Origin of the sequence: Shewanella litoralis (assembly GCF_009828585.1) — a bacterium.
GTDB lineage: Bacteria > Pseudomonadota > Gammaproteobacteria > Enterobacterales > Shewanellaceae > Shewanella > Shewanella litoralis.
Window position 1 is genome coordinate 327723 of sequence record NZ_WSRZ01000002.1, and the last position, 24915, is coordinate 352637.

At 42.7% G+C, this 24915-nt stretch carries 18 protein-coding genes and 3 tRNA genes; 13 read left to right on the forward strand and 8 right to left on the reverse strand.

Annotation, left to right across the window (positions count from 1 at the left end):
• Positions 1-153: 153 nt before the first annotated feature.
• A complete protein-coding gene (gene eco, locus GQA99_RS03450; RefSeq protein WP_160052461.1) occupies positions 154-711 on the reverse strand; it encodes a serine protease inhibitor ecotin in 558 nt (185 codons plus the stop codon).
• 193 nt (positions 712-904) lie between these two features.
• Here eco and GQA99_RS03455 point away from each other — a divergent pair, with 193 nt between their 5' ends.
• The gene (locus GQA99_RS03455) at positions 905-1927 is read left to right on the forward strand and encodes a GGDEF domain-containing protein (RefSeq protein WP_160052462.1); all 1023 of its coding nucleotides are present in this window, start codon (positions 905-907) and stop codon (positions 1925-1927) included.
• Between the two features lie 42 nt (positions 1928-1969).
• On the opposite strand, the gene GQA99_RS03460 is transcribed toward GQA99_RS03455, so the two are convergent.
• The 3 genes from GQA99_RS03460 to GQA99_RS03470 all read right to left on the reverse strand — a co-directional run bounded on the left by GQA99_RS03460 (position 1970) and on the right by GQA99_RS03470 (position 9479).
• A complete protein-coding gene (locus GQA99_RS03460; RefSeq protein ID WP_160052463.1) occupies positions 1970-4681 on the reverse strand; it encodes a bifunctional acetate--CoA ligase family protein/GNAT family N-acetyltransferase in 2712 nt (903 codons plus the stop codon).
• 410 nt (positions 4682-5091) lie between these two features.
• Positions 5092-8280: an efflux RND transporter permease subunit gene (locus tag GQA99_RS03465; RefSeq protein WP_160052464.1), complete on the reverse strand. Its 3189-nt coding sequence runs from the start codon at positions 8278-8280 to the stop codon at positions 5092-5094.
• Positions 8281-8282: 2 nt separating this feature from the next.
• Positions 8283-9479 (reverse strand): efflux RND transporter periplasmic adaptor subunit, encoded by a 1197-nt coding sequence (locus GQA99_RS03470; protein ID WP_160052465.1) that lies wholly within the window; start codon positions 9477-9479, stop codon positions 8283-8285.
• A gap of 176 nt (positions 9480-9655) precedes the next feature.
• Here GQA99_RS03470 and GQA99_RS20920 point away from each other — a divergent pair, with 176 nt between their 5' ends.
• The gene (locus GQA99_RS20920) at positions 9656-9871 is read left to right on the forward strand and encodes a GNAT family protein (protein WP_308426332.1); all 216 of its coding nucleotides are present in this window, start codon (positions 9656-9658) and stop codon (positions 9869-9871) included.
• Positions 9872-9917: 46 nt separating this feature from the next.
• Positions 9918-10148: a GNAT family N-acetyltransferase gene (locus GQA99_RS20925; protein WP_308426333.1), complete on the forward strand. Its 231-nt coding sequence runs from the start codon at positions 9918-9920 to the stop codon at positions 10146-10148.
• A 92-nt stretch (positions 10149-10240) separates the two neighbouring features.
• Here the strand turns inward: GQA99_RS20925 and trxB are convergent, their stop codons facing one another.
• Positions 10241-11194, reverse strand: a complete 954-nt coding sequence (gene trxB, locus GQA99_RS03480; protein ID WP_160052466.1) for a thioredoxin-disulfide reductase — start codon at positions 11192-11194, stop codon at positions 10241-10243.
• A gap of 201 nt (positions 11195-11395) precedes the next feature.
• Positions 11396-11875, reverse strand: coding sequence for a peptide-methionine (S)-S-oxide reductase MsrA (gene msrA, locus GQA99_RS03485; RefSeq protein ID WP_160052467.1), 480 nt, complete (start codon positions 11873-11875; stop codon positions 11396-11398).
• Between the two features lie 217 nt (positions 11876-12092).
• Between msrA and astE the strand changes: the two genes are divergently transcribed.
• The 5 genes from astE to nadA all read left to right on the forward strand — a co-directional run bounded on the left by astE (position 12093) and on the right by nadA (position 18224).
• On the forward strand, positions 12093-13121 hold the full coding sequence (gene astE / locus GQA99_RS03490) for a succinylglutamate desuccinylase (protein ID WP_160052468.1): 1029 nt from the start codon (positions 12093-12095) through the stop codon (positions 13119-13121).
• Between the two features lie 156 nt (positions 13122-13277).
• Entirely contained in the window at positions 13278-14456 is a 1179-nt protein-coding gene (locus GQA99_RS03495; protein WP_160052469.1) for a thiamine pyrophosphate-dependent dehydrogenase E1 component subunit alpha, read from the forward strand.
• 2 nt (positions 14457-14458) lie between these two features.
• Positions 14459-15436 (forward strand): alpha-ketoacid dehydrogenase subunit beta, encoded by a 978-nt coding sequence (locus tag GQA99_RS03500; RefSeq protein ID WP_160052470.1) that lies wholly within the window; start codon positions 14459-14461, stop codon positions 15434-15436.
• Positions 15437-15445: 9 nt separating this feature from the next.
• Positions 15446-17032: a dihydrolipoyllysine-residue acetyltransferase gene (locus GQA99_RS03505; RefSeq protein WP_160052471.1), complete on the forward strand. Its 1587-nt coding sequence runs from the start codon at positions 15446-15448 to the stop codon at positions 17030-17032.
• A 124-nt stretch (positions 17033-17156) separates the two neighbouring features.
• A complete protein-coding gene (nadA, locus tag GQA99_RS03510) occupies positions 17157-18224 on the forward strand; it encodes a quinolinate synthase NadA (protein ID WP_160052472.1) in 1068 nt (355 codons plus the stop codon).
• 256 nt (positions 18225-18480) lie between these two features.
• Here the strand turns inward: nadA and gap are convergent, their stop codons facing one another.
• Together gap and GQA99_RS03520 are read right to left on the reverse strand one after the other, a co-directional pair.
• Positions 18481-19491 carry a type I glyceraldehyde-3-phosphate dehydrogenase gene (gene gap / locus GQA99_RS03515; protein ID WP_160052473.1) on the reverse strand — a complete coding sequence of 337 codons (1011 nt, stop codon included), beginning with the start codon at positions 19489-19491 and terminating at the stop codon, positions 18481-18483.
• A 233-nt stretch (positions 19492-19724) separates the two neighbouring features.
• Positions 19725-20555, reverse strand: coding sequence for a DUF2989 domain-containing protein (locus GQA99_RS03520; protein ID WP_160052474.1), 831 nt, complete (start codon positions 20553-20555; stop codon positions 19725-19727).
• Positions 20556-20755: 200 nt separating this feature from the next.
• On the opposite strand from GQA99_RS03520, the gene GQA99_RS03525 reads away from it, so the two are divergent.
• The 5 genes from GQA99_RS03525 to GQA99_RS03545 all read left to right on the forward strand — a co-directional run bounded on the left by GQA99_RS03525 (position 20756) and on the right by GQA99_RS03545 (position 24216).
• Positions 20756-22192 (forward strand): glyceraldehyde-3-phosphate dehydrogenase, encoded by a 1437-nt coding sequence (locus GQA99_RS03525; protein ID WP_160052475.1) that lies wholly within the window; start codon positions 20756-20758, stop codon positions 22190-22192.
• A 414-nt stretch (positions 22193-22606) separates the two neighbouring features.
• Positions 22607-22682, forward strand: a tRNA-Gly gene (locus tag GQA99_RS03530).
• Between the two features lie 40 nt (positions 22683-22722).
• Positions 22723-22796 (forward strand) — tRNA-Cys (locus tag GQA99_RS03535).
• A 49-nt stretch (positions 22797-22845) separates the two neighbouring features.
• Positions 22846-22931: transfer RNA gene (locus GQA99_RS03540), tRNA-Leu, on the forward strand.
• Between the two features lie 307 nt (positions 22932-23238).
• The gene (locus tag GQA99_RS03545) at positions 23239-24216 is read left to right on the forward strand and encodes a transposase (protein WP_160052476.1); all 978 of its coding nucleotides are present in this window, start codon (positions 23239-23241) and stop codon (positions 24214-24216) included.
• The last annotated feature ends 699 nt before the right edge of the window (positions 24217-24915 follow it).

Consider the following 24915-nt stretch of genomic DNA (forward strand, 5'->3'; position numbering starts at 1 on the left):
TTCGCAGACAAGCCCTCTGTTATTTTTGATCATTAGACAAGAACTGGCTTATCTTCAATATTGGCTGCGGGCAGCTTAGGGCCCGACAGCCATTTCAAGTAATACTCTTTAACAATAACGACCAATATAGCCATTTTGCAGGCTATAAGGGGGTTATTGGCCGCTAAATGTAAATTCACTGGCTGCGCGCCAAATACGATAACGTAATTGCACGTCTTTAGGCAGGTAAAAGACCTTGGCTAAACGGCTATCATACTGTTGAGTTATGGCGTCGTTAAGGCTGATGAATTGCGCCTTTTTGGCTTCTGTACACATCATTCTGGTGCTTGGCCCCTCGATAATACTGTCAACTTGATAGTAAGGGTATCCCCAGCCTTCTAGCGATAATGTGTGTATCTCGCCCATTAGGCGCATTTGATTACAATCAACCAGCTTGTTTTGACCTATCTGGATTTCAATTAAGTATTCTGACTCGTTGTTAAGCTTAGGCAGGGTTAAGACGTGCTGCACCATGTTGTCTTGGGGAGCAGGGTACATTTTGGTGTCTCCTTGCGCCTGATAGTTCTCTGCACTCATCACGCTGGTTTGCACTGTAATTGTGTTCAGTGTGTCATTATCGGTTTTAGGTGTGGCCTGACTTATCAAAGGCATGCTAGCTAAAAGTAAACTGGCGGCCATGAGTAGCGGCTTACATCGTATGGTTGTGTGCATTGTTGGTCTTTCCTTAATTACTATGAATAACGAGTTAAACGACAGAGACTGACGAAAGGGTTATTTTGAAGGATTTATTTTGTGAGTAAAGTTTGCTTTAAATTAACATCTCTAATTGAGTTTAGTTCATAAGTATGACATAACATACTGATAACCTTTGACACATTGCTTTTATCATAAGGTATCGCTTTCGATGCACAATAATCAAAATCTAGAACAAACCTCGCACATATTGCGTTTGGCGTTACCTAAAATGTCTGAGTTGGCAATTCCTGTGACACCGGAAAACTATGCCATTTGGTTTGATTATTTTACCGAATCTAACCTCAATTTAAAGCGTGCTATCGACGGCCTCATTGCCAATGATGTTAAGTTTACGCCAGAGGTTAATTTAGGCTTATACAATCGCTTTATCGAAGAGCGCTCACCTGAAATTATTGAAAATGTTCAAATAGAAACTCAAATTTTGATTAATAGTTTGGTGCATAAAATTCAGCAGCTTGGTGAAGGAACAGAATCTTTTTCGAGCAACTTAAGTGAATTTGGCGCTAAATTACAAACAAAGCCTGACGCAGATGAACTCAATATGATTGTGTTGAGCATTGCCGCAGAAGTAGAGCAAGTGATTGCCAGTAATCGTCATATGTCGAGTAGCTTGGTGTCGTTGTCAGATGAAATTGCTAACCTTAAAAGTGAGATGGATAATTTAAGTAAGGTGGCGATGACCGACGAACTGACATCGCTCAATAATCGCCGAGCGTATGAGATGTTTGCCGCAGAGCAAATGACCAAGTTTACCGATACGCAAACCGTGTGCAGTTTATTGATGATAGACATTGACCATTTCAAATTATTTAACGATACATTTGGCCACCTTATAGGTGACAAAGTGCTGGCTTATGTGGCGTTGGCAATGAAACACACCGTTAAAGGTGATGACTTAGTGGCGCGTTATGGTGGCGAAGAGTTTGTAGTGATGTTACCCAATGCCAAATTACATGATGCGGTCAACGTTGCCGAGAAAATCCGCGAGCGTATTTCGCTCAAGCAGTTATCGATTGGTAAAGAAAAGAAACAAAATCTCGGCCATATTACGGTGTCGATAGGCGTGGCCACACTGCAAACGGGCGATGATGCCGATACCTTGTTAGCTCGTGCAGACGAACAACTCTATAAAGCGAAAGCCTCTGGACGTAATTGCGTTAAATTTGTGTAATGTGCGATAAAGGTTTTAGTTATTTGCTCGACACATTGTTTATTACAACGCTTGTTTGCCCTGGTTTTCTAAATCCATGTGCATTTTAATTAAGTGCTCTTCCATATCAAACGACACGGTAAAGCCTAATGATTTTGCCAGGCTCGCCATATTACGATTTTCAAACATAGTGAAACCAGTTAAATACAAGGTGTTATTGTTTTTATAGTAAGTGATGAGCTTCTCTAACAATAACTTGCCCAAGCCAATCCCTTGATAATCGCTGCGAACCGCCATGGCAAACTCGGCTTCGGTATTATCAGGGTCGATAGAAGCTCTCACAGCGCCTAGAGTGAGTTCTTCACCTTCTGCTGTCGTCGTAGTAGCAATAAAGGCCATTTCACGCGCATAGTCGATTTGAGTGAGTACAGCCATCTCTTCATGGGTCATTCTTGAGCGCACACCAAAATAACGTTTGTACCTGTCTTCGTCGCTCAGCGAGTTATCAAACTCTAAATGTTTGGGTTCATCTTCTGGCAAGATGGGTCTTAACATGACCTTTAGGCCGTTTTTAAGCGTGGATACTTGTTCTAATTCTTTTGGATAAGGCATGATGGCTAGGCGGCCAATATTATCTTGCGGGCTATCATGCAGGCGCATGTTGACGTCTAACAAAGTGATCTTCTCACCGGCGGCTAACACTGGGTTAATATCGATTTCGGCAATTTCTGGGCAATCGATTATTAAGTGAGAGATTTGGGTTAACATTTGGCACAAGGCGTTCATGTCCAGACCCAATGGCAAATGCCTGTCGCGCAGTTTGTTGGTTTTTAGCGCTTGGATCACCATATAACGTGCCAAAGCCATATTCAGTGGCGGTAATGCTACGGCGGCATCACGTGTTGGATCCCATTCAGAGCCGCCTTCACCTAAACAAATGGCAGGGCCAAACACGGGATCGTTAATCACTGACACCCGAATTTCTTGTGCCCCTGCTGTTAATGCCATTTTTTGAATGATTAAGCCATCTATTTTGGCATTAGGGTTAATTTGATGAACCCTGTCGATAATCGAATGCGCCGCGTGACTGACATCGTCATCGGAGGTTAAATTTAACACAACACCATGTACGTCAGATTTATACAGCAAGTCAGGCGATTGGACCTTTAACGCCACTGGATAACCTGCTTTATTAGCCACACTGACGGCTTCATCGACATCACTAACAAACCAGGTATCGATAGTGTTTAAGCCATAGGCTTTTAAAATATCAACGGCTTGATGTGTTTCGACCACGGTTTGCCCGCGTTCGAGTGCCTGTTGTAACAGGGTTTTGGCAATGTTGCGGTCGGCCGGAATGTTGTCTGGAATTGACACTGGCACTTCTTGTAATAACTTTTGATTGCGACGGTATTCAACCATATGCATAAAGGCGCGCACAGCGCCCTCTGGCGTACGATAGGTTGGAATGCCAGCCTTGGTAAAACGTTTACGACCAAGGTAGGCGGAGTCCTCTCCGCTCCAATTTGTTAAAATATTTAGTCTATGACGATTCGGGTGTTGGCTAATGGTATCGATTAGGCTGGTGGCTATCTCGACGCTTTCAGACAATATTGACGGCGAATGCAACACTAAAATTGTGTCAGCATCGTTACTCTTCATTAAAATATCTAAGGTTTTGGCATAACGCTGGTGGTCAGCATCGCCAATCATGTCGATAGGGTTTTGTCTTGACCAGGTGTTAGGTAAAACCTTATTGAGCTCGTTTATGGTGTCATCTGATAATTGGGCTAACTTACCGCCTTTAATGATGAGCTCATCGGCTGCAAGTACCGCAGGGCCGCCGCCATTACTCATAATGACTAAACGTTCACCTTTTAATGAGGTTGAGTGGGCAAGGCTTTCTACAGCTGCAAACAGTTCAATTAAATCGTTGACTCTTAACATACCAGCACGGCGAAATGCGGCTTCATAGACGGCATCGTTACCGCCAATGCCGCCTGTGTGCAGCATAGCGGCTTTTACGCCTTCATGGCTGCGGCCAGACTTAATCACAAAAATGGGTTTATTACGCGACGCGGCGCGCGCGGCAGATAAGAAATGGCGTTTTTCATTAATGGAGTCGATATATAGCATAATGGCGCTGGTTTTACTGTCACGGCCCAAATAATCGAGTAGTTCATCAAAGTCGATGTCGGTGGCATCGCCCAGCGAAATAAACGAGGAAAAACCAATGCCTTTATTGTTAGCCCAATCTAACACCGTGGTGCAAATTGCCGCCGATTGCGACACAAAGGCAATTTTACCCGGTAAGGCGCCAACATGGGCCAAACTGGCATTTAAGCCAATTGATGGCAATATCATGCCCAAACTGTTGGGGCCGAGTAAGCGCATACCGTAGCGCTTGGCATATTGCTTGGTGAGTGCTAATAAATTATTGCCGTGTTCATCTGTTTGTGAGGCCATACCCGAAGCCATAATGATGGCGACTTTACAACCAAATTGCGCTAAACGTTCAACTATACTGGGTACTTTTTGCGCGCTAGTGCAGATAATGGCTAAGTCCGGTTTTATCGGTAAGGCTTCAATGTTGGGGTAGGCTAATACACCCATTACTGCTGTGTACTTAGGGGTGACCGGCATGATTGGTCCTGAGAAGCCACTGGATAATAGGTTTTTCATGACCCCTTTGCCGGCGCGTTTATTCCCGTTGGATGCACCAATCACTGCAACTGAAGTAGGCTTAAATAACGAGTGAATGCTGCGTTGGCTCATGTTGGTGTCCTTTGGTGATAACCGATGACAATCAGATTAGCATATTTTCAATAAAATGATGCAGTTGCTAGGGCGTGTTTATCTGTTGAGATAAAAAAAAGGGACCTTTTAGGGGCTGTTGATCTTTGCTGCTTGCATTTTGTTCGAGTTAAAAACGTTTTAATCGAGGCGAATGGATTGATGCCTAGTCATCTAAGCAAAATCCATTCAACAAAGAGTAAAACGTTTTTAGCCGAACCCTTCGGGCAGCGTTTGATGGCCATTTTTACTGCGTTATCGACTTTTTATGTAGAATAACTACACCTCTAAGTCTCTGCCTTGTACAAATGGCCAACAATTCGCTGCAAAAACAACCTTGAAAGATCAACAGACCCTAGTAAGGTCCCTTAATGAATGGCAAGCAGTAAGACTTAGTTTTGCTTTGATTGTTCAAGTGAAGCGTTAGTTGAACTCGGCGAATAAATTCCGATAATACGCGCCATCAACGCTTTAGAGTCTTCAATGGCAATATATAAACAAGGAATTAAACACAGAGTCACTATGGTGGCAAATAATACGCCAAATGCTAATGATACCGCCATCGGGATAACCATCTGCGCCTGCATGCTGGTTTCTGCCATGATAGGCACCAACCCAATAAAGGTCGTTAATGAGGTCAACATAATCGCTCTAAAGCGCTTGCAACCAGCATTGAGCACAGCTAAACGCATCGGCACACCCGCTTTGCGTGAGTTATTAACATAATCGACCATTACTAATGAGTCGTTTACCACAACCCCTGCGGCGGCAATAATCCCGAACATCGATAGGGCACTTAAATCAATCCCCAAAATGATGTGTCCCATTACCGAACCGATGACTCCAAATGGGATCACAGACATGATCATCACAGGTTGAATATACGAGCGTAGTGGTATGGCCAATAAGCTGTAAATCACCAACATCGATAAGATAAAGTCGCGCATTTGGGTGTTTGCACTATCAAGCTGCTCCTGGATATTGCCTGATACTTCACTGCGAACTTGCGGGTACTTTACCAACAGTTCGGGGATAAAGTTGTCACGAATATCTTTTGCCAGTTTAAAGGGTTCAGCTTGTTCGGCATCGACTGAGGCCCATACGTTAATGGTACGGCTACCGTTTTCACGGCGAATACTGTTAACGCCTTGAACCACCTTAATGTCTGCCACTTCCGATAAAGGTAACTCAGCACCTTGTGGAGTTTTGATTAATACATCTTGTACGAGTGCAATGGAGTTACGCTGCTCTTCAGGGTAGCGCAGCATCACTTTAATTTCTTCACCATTACGGATAATACGCTGTGCTTCTAGGCCGTAAAAACTGTTACCTACTTGCGATGCAATGTTAGCCAGGGTTAACCCAAGCACATTAGCTAAGGGTTTTAATTGGAACTGCACTTCTTTGGCACTAGATTGACGACTGTCGTTGACATCACTCACACCTTTTAAGCCGTTAAGCTTTTGCTTTAAGGCTAATGATGCCGCGACCAATTGGGTTTCATCATTACCTTCTAGCCGAAAGCTAATGTCACCATCTTCACGGCCACCACCCATTAGGCTGTCTTGGATAGTAAATGACTTCACCCCTGGAATAAGCGGCATGGCTTGACGCCATAATTCCGCTAACGCGAAGGTGTCCATTGGACGCAATTCGGGATCAACCAGTTTGGTCATCACTTCAGCGTTGGTTTGATTGCGCAGATCAACCTGCATATCAGAAATCATTCGTTGACCATATTGCTCTTCGACCTGTTTATCGACTTTATACAGCGTTTCTTCAATGGCCAGTGCCGCGGCCAATGTGGCTTTTTCTGAGGCGTCGACATTCATTTCAATTTTAATGCGCGGGAAGTCGTGCGGAATTTTAGGCTGACCAATAAAACGCACTAACCCGCCACCATACAGACCTGCACAGACCATAATTAAACTGATAAATATCATGATGACCGCATAACGATATTTAATCGCTATCTCTAATGAGGGGCGATAAATATTTTCAATATATTTGCTTAAATTACGATCGACTTTGCCTTGAATAAAATTCACGCCATTACGAAGCCAGTCAAGAGGGTTCTTTGAGCCAGCCTTGACTACCTTAGGTTTTTTCATATGAGCTAAATGCGCAGGTAAAATCAATTTTGATTCAACCAGAGAAAAGAGCAAACATAAAATGACTACGTAACCAATGGCCTGGCCAAAGGCTGAAGAGGGGCCATCGTCCATGGTAATAGGTAAAAATGCCGCAATGGTTGTCAGTACACCAAAGGTGGCAGGCATGGCCACTTTTTGCACCCCACGGATCACACTTTCTACACTTTGGCCGTGTTCTTCTGATTCACTGTGAGCACTTTCTCCCATGACAATCGCATCATCGACCACAATACCCAGCACTAGGATAAAGGCGAACAAACTGATGACGTTGATGGTGACATCAATAAATGCCATTGGCATAAACAGTAGGGTTCCTAAGAAACATACCGGTAAGCCCATCATGACCCAAAAGGCTAAACGCACGCGTAAAAATAACGCTAGCATTAGGAATACCAACACAGCGCCACTTTTCATACTGTCTAGCATGAGATCTAAACGACCATCAAGGTAGTATGTCATGTCGACCCAAGGCTCAAGCTTTACTCCATGTGGTAACGCTTTTTGCTTTTTATCAACATAGGTGCGAATAACGTCAGCCACGTCAGTAATACTTTGGTTTTTAGCCGCGCCGATAAAGAAAGTAACAGAGTTTTTACCATTGAATTTTGAGTATTGAATACCTTCTTCAAAACCATCATTCACTACAGCAATGTCGCCTAATGACAGCTTAGTGCCGTCATCAAGGGTTAATAATGGCAATTCTTCAAACTCGTAACCGACATACGCTTGGTTTTGAACTCGCAGGTTAATATAGCCGTTTTCTGCTTTAATTTGGCCTGCAGACATGTTGCGCGAATAGCCCTGTACCGCTTGAGCGACATCATTAAAAGATAATCCAAACTCGCGCAGTTTATCTTTACTGACCTCGATACTAATTTCATAACCTAAACCGCCGTAATATTCAGAGATATTGACGTTGGGCAGTTGCATTATTTCGTTATGGACTTTATCGCCTAAATCTTTTAATTGACGCTCAGACATGTCGCCATACAAGCTTAAGTACATCACTTCTTGGCGAAATTTAATCCGCTCAACTTTTGGTGGTTCCATGTCAGCAGGAAAGGTTGAAATAGAATCAATTTCTGATTTAATTTCGTCTAACACCACTAAGGGATCGTAAGACTCTTCGACCTGAAAATAGCCCTGAGCGATATTGCGGTTAGAATAGGTGATGACCCGCTTTAAGCCTTGAACGCTTTCAAGCGCTTGTTCAATCTTAATGGTAATGCCTTCTTCTACTTCTTGTGGCGCAGTACCAGGATAAACGGCGCTAAATTCTATCCAGTTGATTTCAACTTCCGGAAAGAACTGTTTTCTAATTGTGCTAGCGGTTAATAATCCGCCCAGTAAGATGATGATCATGAGCAAGTTTGCTGCCACGCTGTTGCGCGCAAACCAGGCGATGATCCCTTTGTGAGTATCAGCCATGATTATTGTTCACCTTCTTCCATCGCAAGTTCAGTATCGTCTTTTTCTGCAACGGGTTCTTTTTGCAGAATGCGGTCTTCTGGCAGCGCAACCTTCATACCATCGACGGGGTAATCAAGTGCAGAGGTAATCAATTGCATTCCAGAGGTTAATCCATCAGTGATCACCACATTGGCACCATTTTGGCGGATTGTCGTGACAGGTTTATAACGTAAGGTTTTGTCTTCATCCATAATCGCGACAGCGCCATTGACAATGAGATGGCGGGGCACAACGGTAACGTTACCAGCTTGCAAGCCCTCGATTTGTGCTGTGACATACGTGCCGTATCGTAATTCGTTTTTACCCGTATTCAGGCCATAAGGATCGTCGATTTCGGCAACTAAATAAGTCATGCGACTTTTACTGTCGACTACACCTTCGCTTCGGACAATGTTTCCTGACCAGACTTGCTTGCTTCCGGCAAACTGAGCCGATAAGTTAACTTTTGCATTGACACCTTTAGCGGCTAAATACTGCATTTCTTTGTCGGCGATAGGTAAACGAACTTCGGCTTTATCAGTATTTAATACCTTGCCAATAGGCGTGCCTTTACTGACAAATGACCCTAAACCAATTTCACGGGCCTCGATTAAGGCATCATAAGGGGCGCGAATAACAGTGCGCTCTAAATCGCGTTTAGCTCGGTTTAAACTGGCTTCGGCACTTTTTAACTTAGCCAACTCTTGGGCTAATTGTGGTTTACGTAAACTAAGATCGGTAGGTTCTCTGTTGGTAATGTCTGCCCATTCTCGGATAGCCACTTCAGCATTAGCACGTTCTTGCACTAATGAGGCTTTCGATGAGGCAATATTGGCCTGGGCGTCAAGCAAGCTAGATTCATAATCGCTGGGGTCAACTTTTGCTAAAATTTCACCTTTTTTAACAAAGCCGCCTTTGACAAAGTTAGGGTCTAAATAGGTAATCTCACCACTGACCTGGGCAATGATTTCAGTCATGTATTTAGCATTGACTACGCCATAAGAATCAACGGTAAACGTCATAGGTTGATAGATGATCTCTTCGACAGACACTAACGGGGTGGTGTCGACCTCAGGCTTTTCTTCAGGTGGTTTTTTTAATGCAGAAAGCCCAACTAAGCCGGCAATGCCTATCCCTAATACGATAATGGGTAAAATAATCTGTTTTTTAGTTGCCACAATACTTCCCTTAGATGATTTGTTTTTGCAGTGTTATCCCCAATAGGCTGCAATTAATCTATTTCTACCTTATATGTTAATCGAATTGTTTCTTGTTTGTTGTATCAATGTGTAAACTAGTGTTTCAGTCTAAGGTTAATCGTTGACTAAAGTGTCAGTAATAACAGGAACTGCTAATGCAAATAGCCAACACCGCCAGATTACAACTGTCATTAATGACCCTTGATGACAGTGCCTTACTTTTTGAACTCGACCAAGACGAACGCGTCATGCATTTTTTAAATGGCGGCATTAAATCCACTCAACATCAGATTGATACGGTGATGATCCCAAGATTGGCGCAATATTTAAATCCCAAAAAGGTTGGGGTTTATGGAAAGTCCAAGCGTTAGAGTGTGTCGAAAATGATAAACATCAACTAAGTGGTCAATACCTAGGGTGGATTTTAGTCAGGCCGATGCATTTTTTTACTCAACCGAAGCGGCAAATGCTGTTATGCAAGCGATGAGTACGGTTGATGAGGTCACACACGTTAGCGCGATAGCGGTTGAAGATAATCTAGCGTCAATTGCGATTATGAAAAAATTGGGCATGCAATTTCAATACAAACAACTTCATCGCGATCCACTAGGTGATACTGAAGCGGTGTTTTATCAAAAAGCTGTGTAGATTTTATTGTTAGATTGAGTGATTAGCTTTACTTTAAAGATAAAAAAGAGCAGATAATCTGCTCTTTTTTATGTTCGCTCGTTGGCGAAATATTACTTTTGTGCGTCTAAATAACGTTCAGCATCTAAAGCAGCCATACAACCTGTACCTGCAGAGGTGATGGCTTGACGATAATGTTGGTCCATTACATCGCCACAAGCATAAACGCCTTCAATGCTGGTTTGCGTTGCATTGCCTTGAAGGCCACTGTTTACTTTTAAGTAACCGTGGTTCATTTCTAACTGGCCTGCGAAGATACCGGTATTTGGGCTGTGACCAATGGCCACAAATACACCCGCAACCTCTAAATCGGTAATAGAACCGTCTTTAGTGCTCTTCTTTTTAAGACCCGTTACACCCATTTCGTTACCTGTCACTTCTTCAAGTGTTTGGTCAAGGTGTAAAATGATGTTGCCGTTAGCCACTTTATCCATTAGACGGTTGATCAGGATTTTTTCTGAACGGAAACTGTCACGACGGTGAATTAAGTGAACTTCTGAGGCAATGTTACTTAAGTAAAGTGCTTCTTCAACTGCAGTGTTACCGCCGCCAATCACAGCCACTTTTTGGTTACGATAGAAAAAACCGTCACAAGTTGCACAGGCAGAAACACCACGACCCATAAATGCTTCTTCAGATGGCAAACCTAAATACTTAGCAGATGCACCAGTCGCAATAATTAACGCATCACAGGTAAACTCGCCATTGTCGCCTTTTAAACGGAAAGGGCGTTCAGTTAAGGTGACTTCATTGATGTGATCAAAAATAATTTCAGTATCAAACTTTTCAGCATGCTTTTGCATACGTTCCATTAATGCAGGACCCGTTAAGTCTTCCGCATCGCCTGGCCAGTTTTCTACTTCAGTCGTTGTGGTTAATTGACCACCTTGCTGCATACCTGTGATCATTACAGGGTTTAAATTTGCACGCGCAGCATAAACAGCAGCGGTATAGCCAGCAGGGCCAGAACCTAAAATTAGTAGGTTAACGTGACGAGCTTCACTCATGATTTTGTTCTCCGATAACATGCCTTAAGCAATTTGCATGGGATTGTATGGAATTTATAACGGCGGGTAAAGGGAAGTTAAGTATAGGAAATCGATTGCGCTAATCTATTGTGTAAATATTATTGTTCAGGCTGATTAATGAGGTTCATTAATCAGCCTGAAACAGTTATATGTCTTGCAAGGAGTGTAACGTCACCGTGATTAATAAATCAAATGACAGGTTGGTAAGTTATTCTTTTCTAAATAATTCTGGTGGTAATCTTCTGCTATGTGGAATGTTTGCAGTGGCACTATTTCAGTCACAATATGACGCTGCCCCCATTTACCACTGCGTGCTAATGCCAACTTTGAGCTTTCAGCTTGGGCTTTTTGCTCTTTATCGTGGAAAAAAATCGTGCTGCGATATTGCGTTCCAATGTCGCCACCTTGCATATTGAGCATGGTTGGGTTGTGATTTTTCCAAAATACATCAAGTAAATCATTGAAACTGACGACTTCCGGATCAAACTCGACTTGAACCACTTCAGCATGACCTGTTGAACCTGTCTTCACTTCTTTATAGGTCGTCGCACTGTCTTTGCCACCCATGTAGCCACAAGTTGCATTGCTTACACCGTCGATTTCACGGAAAAAATACTCAACACCCCAAAAACAACCTGCACCAAATGTTGCTAACGCCATGACATACCCTTAAAACAATTATAGAAGTCTAGATGGCCGTAATTGTGTTTAATATTTTATGTTTTTGCAAGCAAACTTTCATTAATAAATAAATCTAACTTATGCCCACAGTAAAATAACGTTTGGCTATGATAGAATCCGCCACAATAGGCCGTAATCGTTAACGTCGAACGTTAAGGTTAACGACGCCATATAATAATGATACAAGGAGTTGATAGTGTTATCTGACCTAACTAACAATAACGATTTTTTAGCTTACACCTTAGCCAACCCCACTCAAATACCCGCAGCGTATGATTTTATGCTCGGTGAACACACTCGCGTAGAGGTATTGGACACTGGAGTGATTGTGTTTACGCCGTCCACTGCCAGTAAAGATATTGTGTTGTCTTGCGCTGTGCATGGCAATGAAACCGCGCCGATTGAAATTTGCAATCAATTGATTAAAGACTTGCTGAACCAGCGCATTATTGCCAAACAGCGAGTGATGTTTTTAATTGGTAATCCCGCTGCCATTCTCAACAAAACCCGCTTTATAGACGAGAACATGAACCGGTTATTTAGCGGCGCTCATTCAAAAGGTGAGGGCTTAACCCACCCAGAACGTCATCGTGCCAAAGCGCTGGAACAATACGTGGCAGACTTCTTTAATGCTAACCGTGATCGCCAACGGATCCATTATGATTTACACACAGCTATTCGTGCTTCAAAGCATGAAAAGTTTGCCATTTACCCGTATCGTCCAGGCCGTGCTTTCAGCGGTGAACAAATCATGTTTTTGGCAGACTGCGGCGTTAACACCATCTTGTTTCACCATGAACCCACCACCACATTTAGTTACTATTCGTCTGAGCAATTTCAAGCAGATGCTTTTACTGTTGAATTAGGTAAAGTCATGCCATTTGGTCAAAATGATATGAGTCGCTTTGCTCAAACTCATACTATGCTTGAAAAGTTGATTACTGAACCACAGTTAACCCCTGTTGAGTTTGACCCTAGCAAGGTCAATTTGTACAAAGTATCACGTTCGATTAATAAGCATTTTGATGACTTTGCGTTTAGCTTTGCTGGTGATGCAGAAAACTTCAGTGCTTTTAGTCAAGGTGAGGTATTAGCCACAGAAGGTGGACAGCAAATTATGGTACAACATCCGCAAGAAGCCATCGTGTTTCCGAATGCCAATGTACCGATTGGACAACGAACAGTGCTTTGTTTAGTGCCTGCACCGAACGAGTCAATCTTGTAGTCGTAAAGCAATATATACATGTTAATCGTGAGTAAAATGCGTTTACAGCGAGAGTAGGTATTGATAGGTAGTTTACGTTAACGTAATGTCTACTCGCATAGTATAAATAGAGCCTTGTTTATAGTGAACATGGCTCAACAATAACAAGAGCATAATATGAGCAACGCACCACTGACCAATGAAACAGTGCACCGTGTCAGCTTCTTAGACAAAGCGTCATTGCACATCCCCATTTTGCGTATTTTGCAAGCCGACGGCACCACGTATGAAAACGCGGTATTGCCTGTTATCGACAAGACTTTAGCCGAAAAAATCTTTGATACCTGCGTTTTTACACGTGTATTAGACGAGCGTATGTTGGGTGCGCAGCGTCAAGGACGTATTAGTTTTTATATGACCTGTACCGGTGAAGAAGCCTCTATTGTAGGCAGCACAGCAGCACTTGATAAAGACGACGTCATTTTGGCTCAATACCGTGAGCATGCCTCATTGCGTTATCGCGGCTTTAGTACTGAACAATTTATGAACCAAATGTTCAGTAACGAAAAAGATTTAGGTAAAGGCCGACAAATGCCAATCCATTACGGCAGCCGTGAGCTTAATTACCAGACTATTTCTTCACCATTAGCAACGCAAATCCCGCAAGCTACAGGCGTGGCTTACGGCATGAAGTTACAAGGTAAACGTAATGTTGCCATTTGTTACTTTGGTGAAGGCGCTGCATCAGAAGGTGATTTTCACGCAGGCTTAAACATGGCTGCGGTATTGAAAGCACCGGTTATATTCTTTTGTCGTAACAATGGTTATGCCATTTCAACCCCTACCGAAGAGCAGTTTGCCGGTAACGGTATTGCCAGTCGTGGCGTAGGTTACGGTATGCATACTATTCGTGTAGACGGTAATGACATGCTGGCGGTACTTGCGGCAACGCAGCAGGCTCGCGCCCATGCACTAGAGCATAATGCACCTGTGCTCATTGAAGCCATGACTTACCGTTTAGGCGCGCACTCTTCATCAGATGATCCATCGGGTTACCGTTCAAAAGAAGAAGAAGCCAAATGGCAACAACATGATCCGGTTAAGCGTTTCAAATTGTGGATGATCAACAAAGGCTGGACTAGCGAAGCCGACGAAGCCACATTATTTGAACGTTATCGTGAAGAAGTGTTAGCTGCCGTTAAAGTGGCTGAGAAATTGCCTATCCCGAAACTGGATGAAATCATCGAAGATGTGCTTGATAAACCAACACCTGCGCTTAAAAAGCAGCTTAAAGAGTTAAAAGAGCACATTAATAAGTATCCAAAGGCCTATCCTAAAAGCGCAGGGAGACTCTAATCGTGGCTCAAATGAATATGTTACACGCCATCAATGAGGCGTTATCAATTGCCATGAAAGCCGACGAGCGCATGGTGATTTTTGGTGAAGATGTTGGCCACTTTGGTGGTGTTTTTCGTGCAACGTCCGGTTTACAAGAACAGTTCGGTCGTGACCGTTGTTTTAATACTCCGCTAACAGAGCAGGGTATTGCTGGTTTTGCTAACGGCTTAGCATCGTATGGTATGACTGCCGTTGCTGAAATTCAGTTTGCTGATTATATTTTTCCGGCTTTTGATCAAATCGTTAATGAATCAGCAAAATTTCGTTATCGCAGTGGTAATCAATTTGATGTCGGCGGCTTAACGTTCCGCACACCTTATGGTGGCGGCATAGCAGGTGGTCATTACCATTCACAATCACCAGAAGCCTATTTTACCCAAACACCTGGCTTAAAAGTGGTTATTCCGCGTAATCCAGAACAAGCCAAAGGCCTGTTGTTGGCTGCAATACGCGATCCAAACCCAGTGATTTTCTTTGAGCCTAAACGCTTATATCGTGCATCTGTAGGCGAAGTGCCAGCGGGCGACTACCAAATTGAATTGGGTAAAGCTCAAGTGGTGAAGCAAGGTCGTGATATTACTGTACTTGCCTGGGGCGCGCAGATGGAAATTGTTGAAAAAGCCTGTGAGCGTGCTGAAAAAGAAGGTATCTCATGCGAAATTATCGACTTACGCACCTTAGCGCCTTGGGATGTTGACACGGTTGCCAAATCTGTGACCAAAACCGGTCGTTTATTGATTAACCATGAAGCGCCGCTAACCGGTGGTTTTGCCGGTGAAATCGCCGCAACCATACAACAAGAGTGTTTCTTATCGCTTGAATCGCCAATCAGCCGTGTGTGTGGATTAGATACCCCATATCCATTAATACACGAAAAAGAATACATGCCTGATGAATTGAAAACCTTCGAAGCCATCAAGGCTACAGTGGCGTTTTAGGAGTAAGATATGATTAAAGATTTTATTTTACCCGACATCGGCGAAGGTGTGGTGGAATGTGAATTAGTCGATTGGTTAGTCTGCGAAGGTGACATCGTCACTGAAGACCAACCGATTGCCGATGTGATGACCGATAAAGCGCTAGTGCAAATTCCTGCACCACATGCCGGGAAAATTACCAAGTTGTATTATGCCAAAGGCGATATTGCCATTGTGCATCAACCACTCTATGCCGTTGAAATGGATAGTGATGATACTGAACACGCTCAGTCTCCTACTGCAGAGGTTACCCCTGTGGTTGAAGCGGGAGTGGCAAGTGTCGCAACTGAGAACCATTCAAACATTGAAGATTTTTTACTGCCCGACATTGGTGAAGGCATTGTTGAGTGTGAGTTAGTTGATTGGCTTGTTGAAGAAGGTGATGTGGTAGTTGAAGATCAACCCATTGCTGATGTGATGACCGACAAAGCGTTAGTGCAAATACCCGCGATGAAAGCCGGTAAAATTGTTAAATTGCATTACCGTAAAGGCCAACTTGCTAAAGTGCATTCGCCTCTATTCGCTATCGAAGTAGAAAGTGAAGACGTACCAATGACTCCTGCGCCACAGCCAATGGTTCAACATGCTGCAAGCCAAAGTGCGCCGATTACTGGTGAGCCTGTTGTGCAAGGTAAGGCGTTAGCCAGCCCTGCGGTGCGCCGTATGGCTCGCTCACTTGATATCAACATCGCACTTGTTGCTGGCAGTGGTAAACACGGCCGAGTTTATAAAGAAGATATTGAACGCCATCAACAAGCTGGTGCCCAGCCTATTGTTGCAGCATCTACACTCACCTCTAGTGTATCAACCTGTGTCAGCAGCACAGAATTGGCAACTACGAGTCAGTCTGGCGCAGATCGCGTTGAACCTATCAAAGGCGTTAAAGCGGTGATGGCGAAGATGATGGTTGAGTCTGTATCGACTATTCCACATTTTACCTACTGTGAAGAATTTGATTTAACAGAGTTAGTTGCCCTACGCGAAAGCATGAAACAACGTTACTCAACCGATGAAGTCAAACTTACCATGATGCCGTTCTTTATGAAGGCCATGTCACTTGCCATGATTGAGTTCCCAATTCTCAATAGCCAAGTGAATGCAGATTGTACTGAGCTGACCTACAAATCACGACATAACATTGGTATGGCTGTTGATTCAAAAGTGGGTTTATTGGTACCCAATATTAAAGATGTGCAAAGCAAATCGATTTTAGACATTGCCGCTGATATTACCCGATTAACGACTGCGGCTCGCAGTGGTCGAGTATCACCAGCAGATTTAAAAGACGGTACGATTTCAATCTCTAATATTGGCGCATTAGGTGGCACAGTCGCGACGCCAATTATTAATAAACCTGAAGTGGCCATTGTCGCATTAGGTAAGTTACAGGTATTGCCACGCTTTAATGCCAAAGGTGAAGTTGAAGCGCGTAAAATTATGCAAGTGAGCTGGTCTGGCGATCACCGTGTGATTGACGGTGGAACCATTGCTCGTTTCTGTAATCTGTGGAAACATTACCTAGAGCAACCGCAAGAAATGCTCTTAGCAATGCGTTAAAACTTTAATCGCTATGCGATAGGCTAAAAAAGACTAACTTAACCAAAAGGACGCTAAAGCGTCCTTTTGTTTTTAAGGTCTTTTTCGTATAATACTCAAATATTGTCATTAGATTGGAACCTGTATGAGTCTGTCGGCACCTAAAATTGAAACGATCGAATATCCGTTTCCGCCAAAACCTGCCGTGTTGTCTGACGTTGAGAAAGCACAATATAAAGCACGAATTAAGCAATTATTAATTGATCAAAATGCGGTGTTAGTTGCCCATTATTATACCGATCCTGAAATTCAAGCTTTAGCAGAAGAGACGGGCGGCTGTGTCTCTGACTCGCTAGAAATGGCGCGTTTTGGCCGTGATCATCCAGCAAAAAAATTGATTGTTGCTGGGGTTAAGTTTATGGGCGAAACTGCCAAAATCTTAAGTCCAGAAAAAACCATTTTAATGCCAACCCTTGAAGCAACCTGCTCATTAGATTTAGGTTGTCCTATCGAAGAGTTCAATGACTTTTGTGATGCTCACCCAGACCATACAGTGGTGGTTTATGCCAACACCTCAGCGGCGGTAAAAGCCCGTGCAGATTGGGTGGTAACCTCAAGTATTGCTTTAGAGATTGTAGAACACCTAGACAGCCAGGATAAAAAAATCATTTGGGCTCCAGACCGTCACCTTGGTTCATACATCAATAAGCAAACTGGCGCAGACATGTTGTTGTGGCAGGGCGAATGTATCGTGCATGATGAGTTTCAAGCTAAAGCATTACGTGAGCTTAAAAAGCAGCATCCAACGGCAGCCATTTTGGTTCACCCAGAATCACCAGCCAGTGTGGTTGAGCTTGCCGATGCCGTAGGCTCGACCAGCCAGTTGATCAAAGCGGCGCAAACCATGGCAAACGATAAGTTTATTGTGGCCACCGACCGCGGCATTTTTTACAAAATGCAACAAGCGGCGCCTGGTAAAACATTGCTTGAAGCGCCTACCGGCGGTAACGGTGCAACGTGTAAAAGCTGCGCCCACTGCCCATGGATGGCCATGAACGGTTTACAAGCCATTGAACAGTCATTGATCAATAGTGATAAAACCAATCATGAAATCTTTGTCGACGATGAGCTGCGCATTAAGGCGCTTATTCCACTGACACGCATGCTTGATTTTGCCAAAGAGTTAAACATGAAAGTGAAGGGTAATGCTTAATCACCATTTAGCTTAGTTATTGTAAAAAAGCCGACATGTTGTCGGCTTTTTTGTGCACTGGGGTGAACTTATACCATTGCGCTTCACTTATTAATGCGCAATGGTATTACTTAGGCGTTGGGTGCTGAGACGTTAATGAACACAGGACGTATGGAATATTGGTATAAGATTAAAATAATTTGCTGCAAGTAACAAAAAGCCCCGCATAAATGCGAGGCTCTTAAGCTAAATTCAACTAGCTAATCTATAACAAAGATTACTTAGCGTTCATTAGTGCAACAGTGTTGTCTAACATGCGGTTACTGAAACCCCATTCGTTGTCATACCATGCCATTACTTTCACTAAACGACCTTTAACACGTGTTTGTGTCGCATCGAAGTTAGATGAGAATGGGTTGTGGTTGAAATCGATAGACACTAATGGCTCTTCGTTAATCGCTAATACTTGATTTAACGGAGAAGCTTTAGCTGCATCAGCAACGATTTGGTTAATTTCTTCAACGGTAGTGTCACGTGAGGCTAAAAACGTTAAGTCAACTAATGATACGTTAACAGTCGGTACACGAACCGCTAAACCGTCAAACTTACCTTGTAACTCAGGAACCACTAAGCCTACAGCTGCAGCAGCACCTGTTTGCGTTGGGATCATTGACATTGCCGCAGCACGAGCACGACGTAAATCAGTGTGATATACATCTGATAAACGTTGATCGTTCGTGTAAGCATGAATCGTAGTCATTAAACCTGATTCAATACCCACAGCATCACTTAACGGTTTCGCCACAGGTGCTAAACAGTTAGTGGTACATGAAGCATTTGAAATCACGGTCATGTCTGCAGTTAATACGTCTTGGTTAACGCCATAAACAACGGTAGCGTCGACGTTTTTACCTGGAGCAGAAATAATCACTTTCTTTGCGCCAGCATCTAAGTGCGGCTGTACAGCTGCTTTTGATGTGAAAATACCAGTACATTCGTACACTACGTCAACGTTTAATTCTGCCCAAGGTAATTTTGATGGGTCACGTTCTTGGAACGTTAGAATTTTATCGCCATTGACATAAATGGCTTCATCATCGTGATCAACTTTGGCATTAAAACGACCATGTACAGAGTCATACTTGGTCAAATGTGCGTTAATTGATGCGTCACCTAAATCGTTTACTGCAACGATTTCGATTGGGTAATCTTTTTCGCTTTCATAAAGTGCACGTAGAACATTTCTTCCGATACGGCCATAGCCGTTAATAGCAACACGGATAGTCATCTCATATCCCTCAAGTGATAAAATAATTTGGTGGCATGTCGATCGCCTGGTTGTAAAATTACCAAATTAACCGTAATGGTCAAGTGAAATCACCCAAAAAGGGCAATTTAGGGTGATAAATTTCGTATTTTTTTTACATTTAGCACGTTTTGAAGATAATTTAAGCACAGTTTTGTAAGTTGGCATGTTGTGAGCGCATACGATAAAGCAAGGTTGTTAATCGTAACTCAACGTTATTTAAGCAACAGTTCACTGGCGCTATTAGCAAATTTTTCACTCAATACCGCAGCAACTAATTCTGCAGCCTGACTATCTAAGGATTGGGCTAATTGCTTATTGCCATTAATCATAGCCAATAATTGAGTTTCGTCTGCCTGGGTTTGACTTATGAGTAAATATGCTCGCGTTAGCAGGTATTCTTTTTCATAATCTTGCTGCTGTTTATAAACAGTGGCCAGTGCTAAAAACCAATCTGGATTCATTAATGCTGCATCAGTATTGCCAAGTAAATGCAGATAGAGGGTTTTGGCATCGTTTGGTGCGAAACGAACATAATGTGAAGCTAATTGGCCAATCATGTCAGGTTCGTTAAGTTGCCCTTGTTGATAAGCCTGTTCAACAATCTCAAGACCAGCTTGATCATTAAATCGTATCCAGCGGTAATACGCGAGGTAGAGATCGTTGTTGTCTTCAGTAAAGGCTTGTAATTCGGCAAGCGTTTGAGTGCTGACAGCAAACGCCCGTTCTCGGTCACGTGTTCGGTCTGTATTGAGTTTATGTTGCACACCGGCAGCCAGTTCGATGCACTTGCTGTATTTTTCGAGGTAAATAAGTTGCTGATATAGTTCTTTACCTGTAGGTGCTTCACGCTGCTTTAGTAAGTAACGATGACGAATAAGGTCACCTTTTTCAAAGCGACACCAACTATCTTTGTGTAAATCGCTACAAAGTTCAGGATTATTTTTACAAATGATGTCGCTATTACGGTCATTTTCGCAGCCAAAAAGACCAAAAAATGCCCCAATAACAATAAATGATGTAATTAATACAAAATTTTGGCTCAAACCGGACTCCAAGAGGTAAATTGTCTAATAAAATTACATATTTACCGAAAATTTGTTACTGGCGAAATGACGTGTATTTCATTACAATGTCGCCGACCAAGAGGGCAGAGCCCATACAATAAACTTAATTATTGGTCTTTTCTTTTTGTTACTCAAACCTTTCTGTTAAAAACTGGAAAAGTGAGATAAAGGATCCCTACATGAGCGCAGATAAACATTTACAAAGCTGGCAAGAACGTTTCGAAATGGCTGAAGCAATGCAACCATTGCTCGGTAAGTTGTATCGTAACCAAGGCGTTGAAGTGATGGTATATGGAAAACCATTATTAAACGCATCAACCATCGAAATCATTAAGTCACACCGTTTAGTACGTCGTCATGTTGGTGAAAAGTTACGCCTTCGCGAAAGTTTCCCATTTGTTGAAGCACTAAGCAAATTAGCGGTGAAACATTGTCGGGTCGATATCGGCAAATTAGCGATAAACTACTGGCGTAACAACAAGGACGCAAGCGGTATTGAAGCTTACATGGCACAAGAGTTAGCGCCTGCCATTAACCATGGTGATGATACACCTGCACGCGATGTTGTGCTTTACGGTTTCGGTCGTATCGGTCGACTACTGGCTCGTTTATTAATTGAACGTACGGGTAAAAGCAATAAAATGCGTTTACGTGCCATTGTTTTGCGTGGCGGTAAAAAAGGTGACCTCGAAAAGCGCGCCAGTTTATTACGCCGTGATTCAGTCCATGGACCGTTTAATGGTTCAGTTGAGGTTGATGAAGAAAACAATGCCATCATCGCGAACGGTACCTATATTCAAATCATTTATGCCAACTCACCTGATGAAGTCGATTACACAAAGTATGACATCAACAATGCATTAATCGTTGATAATACCGGTATTTGGAAGGATGAAGCAGGTTTAGGTCTACACCTTAAAAGCCCTGGCGCAAGCAAAGTATTGCTAACAGCACCTGCTAAAGGCGCAATCAAGAACGTGGTTTACGGTGTTAACGAAAACGATATTTTAGACGAAGACATGATTGTATCGGCGGCAAGTTGTACCACTAATGCCATTACTCCTGTACTAAAAGCCGTTAACGATAAGTATGGTATCGAAAATGGTCATGTTGAGACTATTCACTCTTACACCAACGATCAAAACCTAATTGATAACTACCACAGTGCTGATCGCCGCGGCCGTAGTGCACCATTAAACATGGTTATTACTGAAACGGGTGCCGCAAAAGCGGTGGCTAAAGCATTGCCTGTATTAGCGGGTAAGTTAACGGGTAATGCTATTCGCGTACCAACACCGAATGTGTCAATGGCAATCATCAGTGTTAATTTAAACGCTGAAACCAACCGTGATGAGCTCAACGAATACTTAAAAGATGTGGCACTGCAGTCTGGTTTACAAAATCAAATCGACTTTACTGAGTCGACTGAAATTGTATCAAGTGACTTAGTCGGTTCACGTTATGCAGGTGTTGTTGATTCACAAGCAACGATTGCAGAAGGTAAGCGTGCGATTTTATATGTGTGGTATGATAACGAGTTTGGCTATAGCTGTCAGGTTGTCGGTGTAATGCAAAAAATGTTGGGATTAACCACATTATCACTGCCTAACGTATAACTTCTATAAATCGTTAATACACTGCTGATAGCGTTTAGAATGAAAGCACCTCATCGAGGTGCTTTTTGTTTTTTGTTTGATACAAAAGTGTGAAGAGCTCAAGAAAACCCTTAAGGGATTATCTTAATGTGATTGTTTGTGGTGAAAAATTGTCTTAAATTAGCAAATAATCACCACAATGATGATTTATGCATCAAACAGTCATTTTGTTGCAATAATCCTGTCTTTATTGATTGACTATCCAGATCAAATCGGTAGAATGCCATTCCGCAGTCAGGGGAAACATCCTTAGGTTGCTTTGCTTAATTAAGCAAATATTGAAATGATTGAAAATGTGACATTAGCTCAGTTGGACAGGTTAAAAGACGATACCTTTCTTGCAGATTTAATAAAGCGTTTGTAAAGATTGAAAATGCGACATTAGCTCAGTTGGTAGAGCGATACCTTGCCAAGGTATAGGTCATCGGTTCGAACCCGATATGTCGCTCCAATTTCTTATCTCCTCCGATGGATTTGATTTTGGAAAGCATGGCGCGATGGCAGAATGGCTATGCTGCGGATTGCAAATCCGTCGATCTCGGTTCGACTCCGGGTCGCGCCTCCACAAAATTGCGTTTAATGGTTACTATTTGTAACGGTTAAAACAACACTTTGCCCGAGTGGTGGAATCGGTAGACACAAGGGATTTAAAATCCCTCGCTGAATAAGCGTGCCGGTTCAAGTCCGGCCTCGGGTACCATTATAATCTCTAGCAATAGAGAGTGGTGTAAAAAAGCCTCAACATTAGTTGGGGCTTTTTTACGTCTGAAATTTGAGTTTTATTGTTAAGGATTAAAGTCAAAAGCAAAATCCCTCGCGCTCTGGTTGAAAATCAGGCGTGCCATTCTTTCGATAAAGAGCAGTCCAGCCTCGGGTACCATTCTTTACAGTAAGAAATTACATACGTTAAGTATGGTGTGGCCAAAAGATGGCCACCCAGCCTAAGTGGATAAATATTGAACAACCAACTAGGCTTAGTTACCTTTAACTCAGACAGGTAATCTAAGATGGCTAGACCAAGACAAACTATCGTTAGCCTTGAAGATACACCTTACTATCACTGCTGTTCTCGTGTGGTGCGCAAGGCATTTTTATGTGGAATTGATAACTCTACAGGAGAGAATTTTGAGCATCGGCGAGAGTGGGTCGATTCACGCATTCTTGAGTTGGCTACCATCTTTGCCATTGATATCTGTGCGTATGCCGTGATGAGTAATCATTTGCATGTGCTGATAAAGGTTGATGCTGATAAGGCAAAACAGTGGTCAGATAAAGAAGTGCTCATTCAATGGCACAAGGGCTTTAAAGGTACGTTACTCACACAAAAATACCTAAAAGAAGAAGACCTTAACTCATTTGAACTTCAAACGGTTAATGAATGCATTACTGAATACCGTAGGCGCTTAATTGATATCAGTTGGTTTATGCGTTCACTCAGTGAACCCATCGCCAGAATGGCCAACAAAGAAGATAAATGTACCGGAAGATTCTGGGAAGGCAGGTTTAAATCTCAAGCACTGCTTGATGAAGCAGCAGTACTCGCCTGTATGGCTTATGTCGATTTAAACCCTGTCAGAGCCAATATGGCTGCAACTCCTGAAGCCTCAGATTACACCAGTATTCAGCGCCGTATCAATTCAGCAATGAAAGGTGAGCAACCAGCTGAGCTATTACCGTTTGTGGGTAATGAGCGACTCAATATGCCTAATGGGCTCATGTTCAGCGTGAAAGACTACATAGTATTGGTTGAAGATACCGGTCGGATTATTCGAGAAGATAAGCGCGGCGCCATTAGCTCAAGCAGCCAGGATATACTGAATAAATTAAACATCCCTGCAGAGAATTGGCTTAAAATCACCACAGAGTTTGGTGCATTATTTAAAGGCGCTGTCGGCGCATTACCTGCGTTAACCGAATACTGTGAGCATTTAGACCGAAAACGACGACAAGGCGCTGCAAATTGTCAGCGCTGGCTGTGCGCTTAAGTCATAATCCCCAATCAAATTACAATTCTTCTAACACTTGATAGCTATCAAGTTTTTCTGCTGTGCCTAATTTCTTAGGTGACCATAAACCACTCATTTAACGATAATATTTTAGCCATATCGATAAAAATGATGCGTTGATGCATCGACTGTAACCCTCGCCAAAGCCATGAAAACGAGTTATGTTGTTTGTTCAAGAAAAATGGGTGGCATCGTTTTTTTTGGCGCTGGTCAAAAAGTGTAATCAGCCCCTGAGAAATGGGTGGCATCGTTTTTTTCGTTTTTTGGTGTTAGAGCTATATTTTACGTAGTGTACGGAAATTTCTTTTCGATTGAATTCACGGAAGATATGTCGAATTACACTCAAGCTGAAGGTATGAAATTTACTTGATTTTACCTTATGCTTCCTGAACATATCGGGCGACAGTAATTATGGGTGGCATCATTTTTGGGAGCGTCCATATATGGCATCATTTTTGTTTACTAGCTCGCCTCTGTCCAGGAATGAGCTAGAGAAGCTTTAATCTAGTGGACGTTTTTTAATTGGACACTACAGTAAATATGATTAGTGGAGCAACATCATAATGAAAAATTTAATACTTTTTTTATTCTTTTTTCCATTATTTTTAAATGCCGCTGAAGCTTATAGTAGCAGCTCTTTTATTGAGCAAATGAAAGGTTTATGCCTAAATTCTGAAG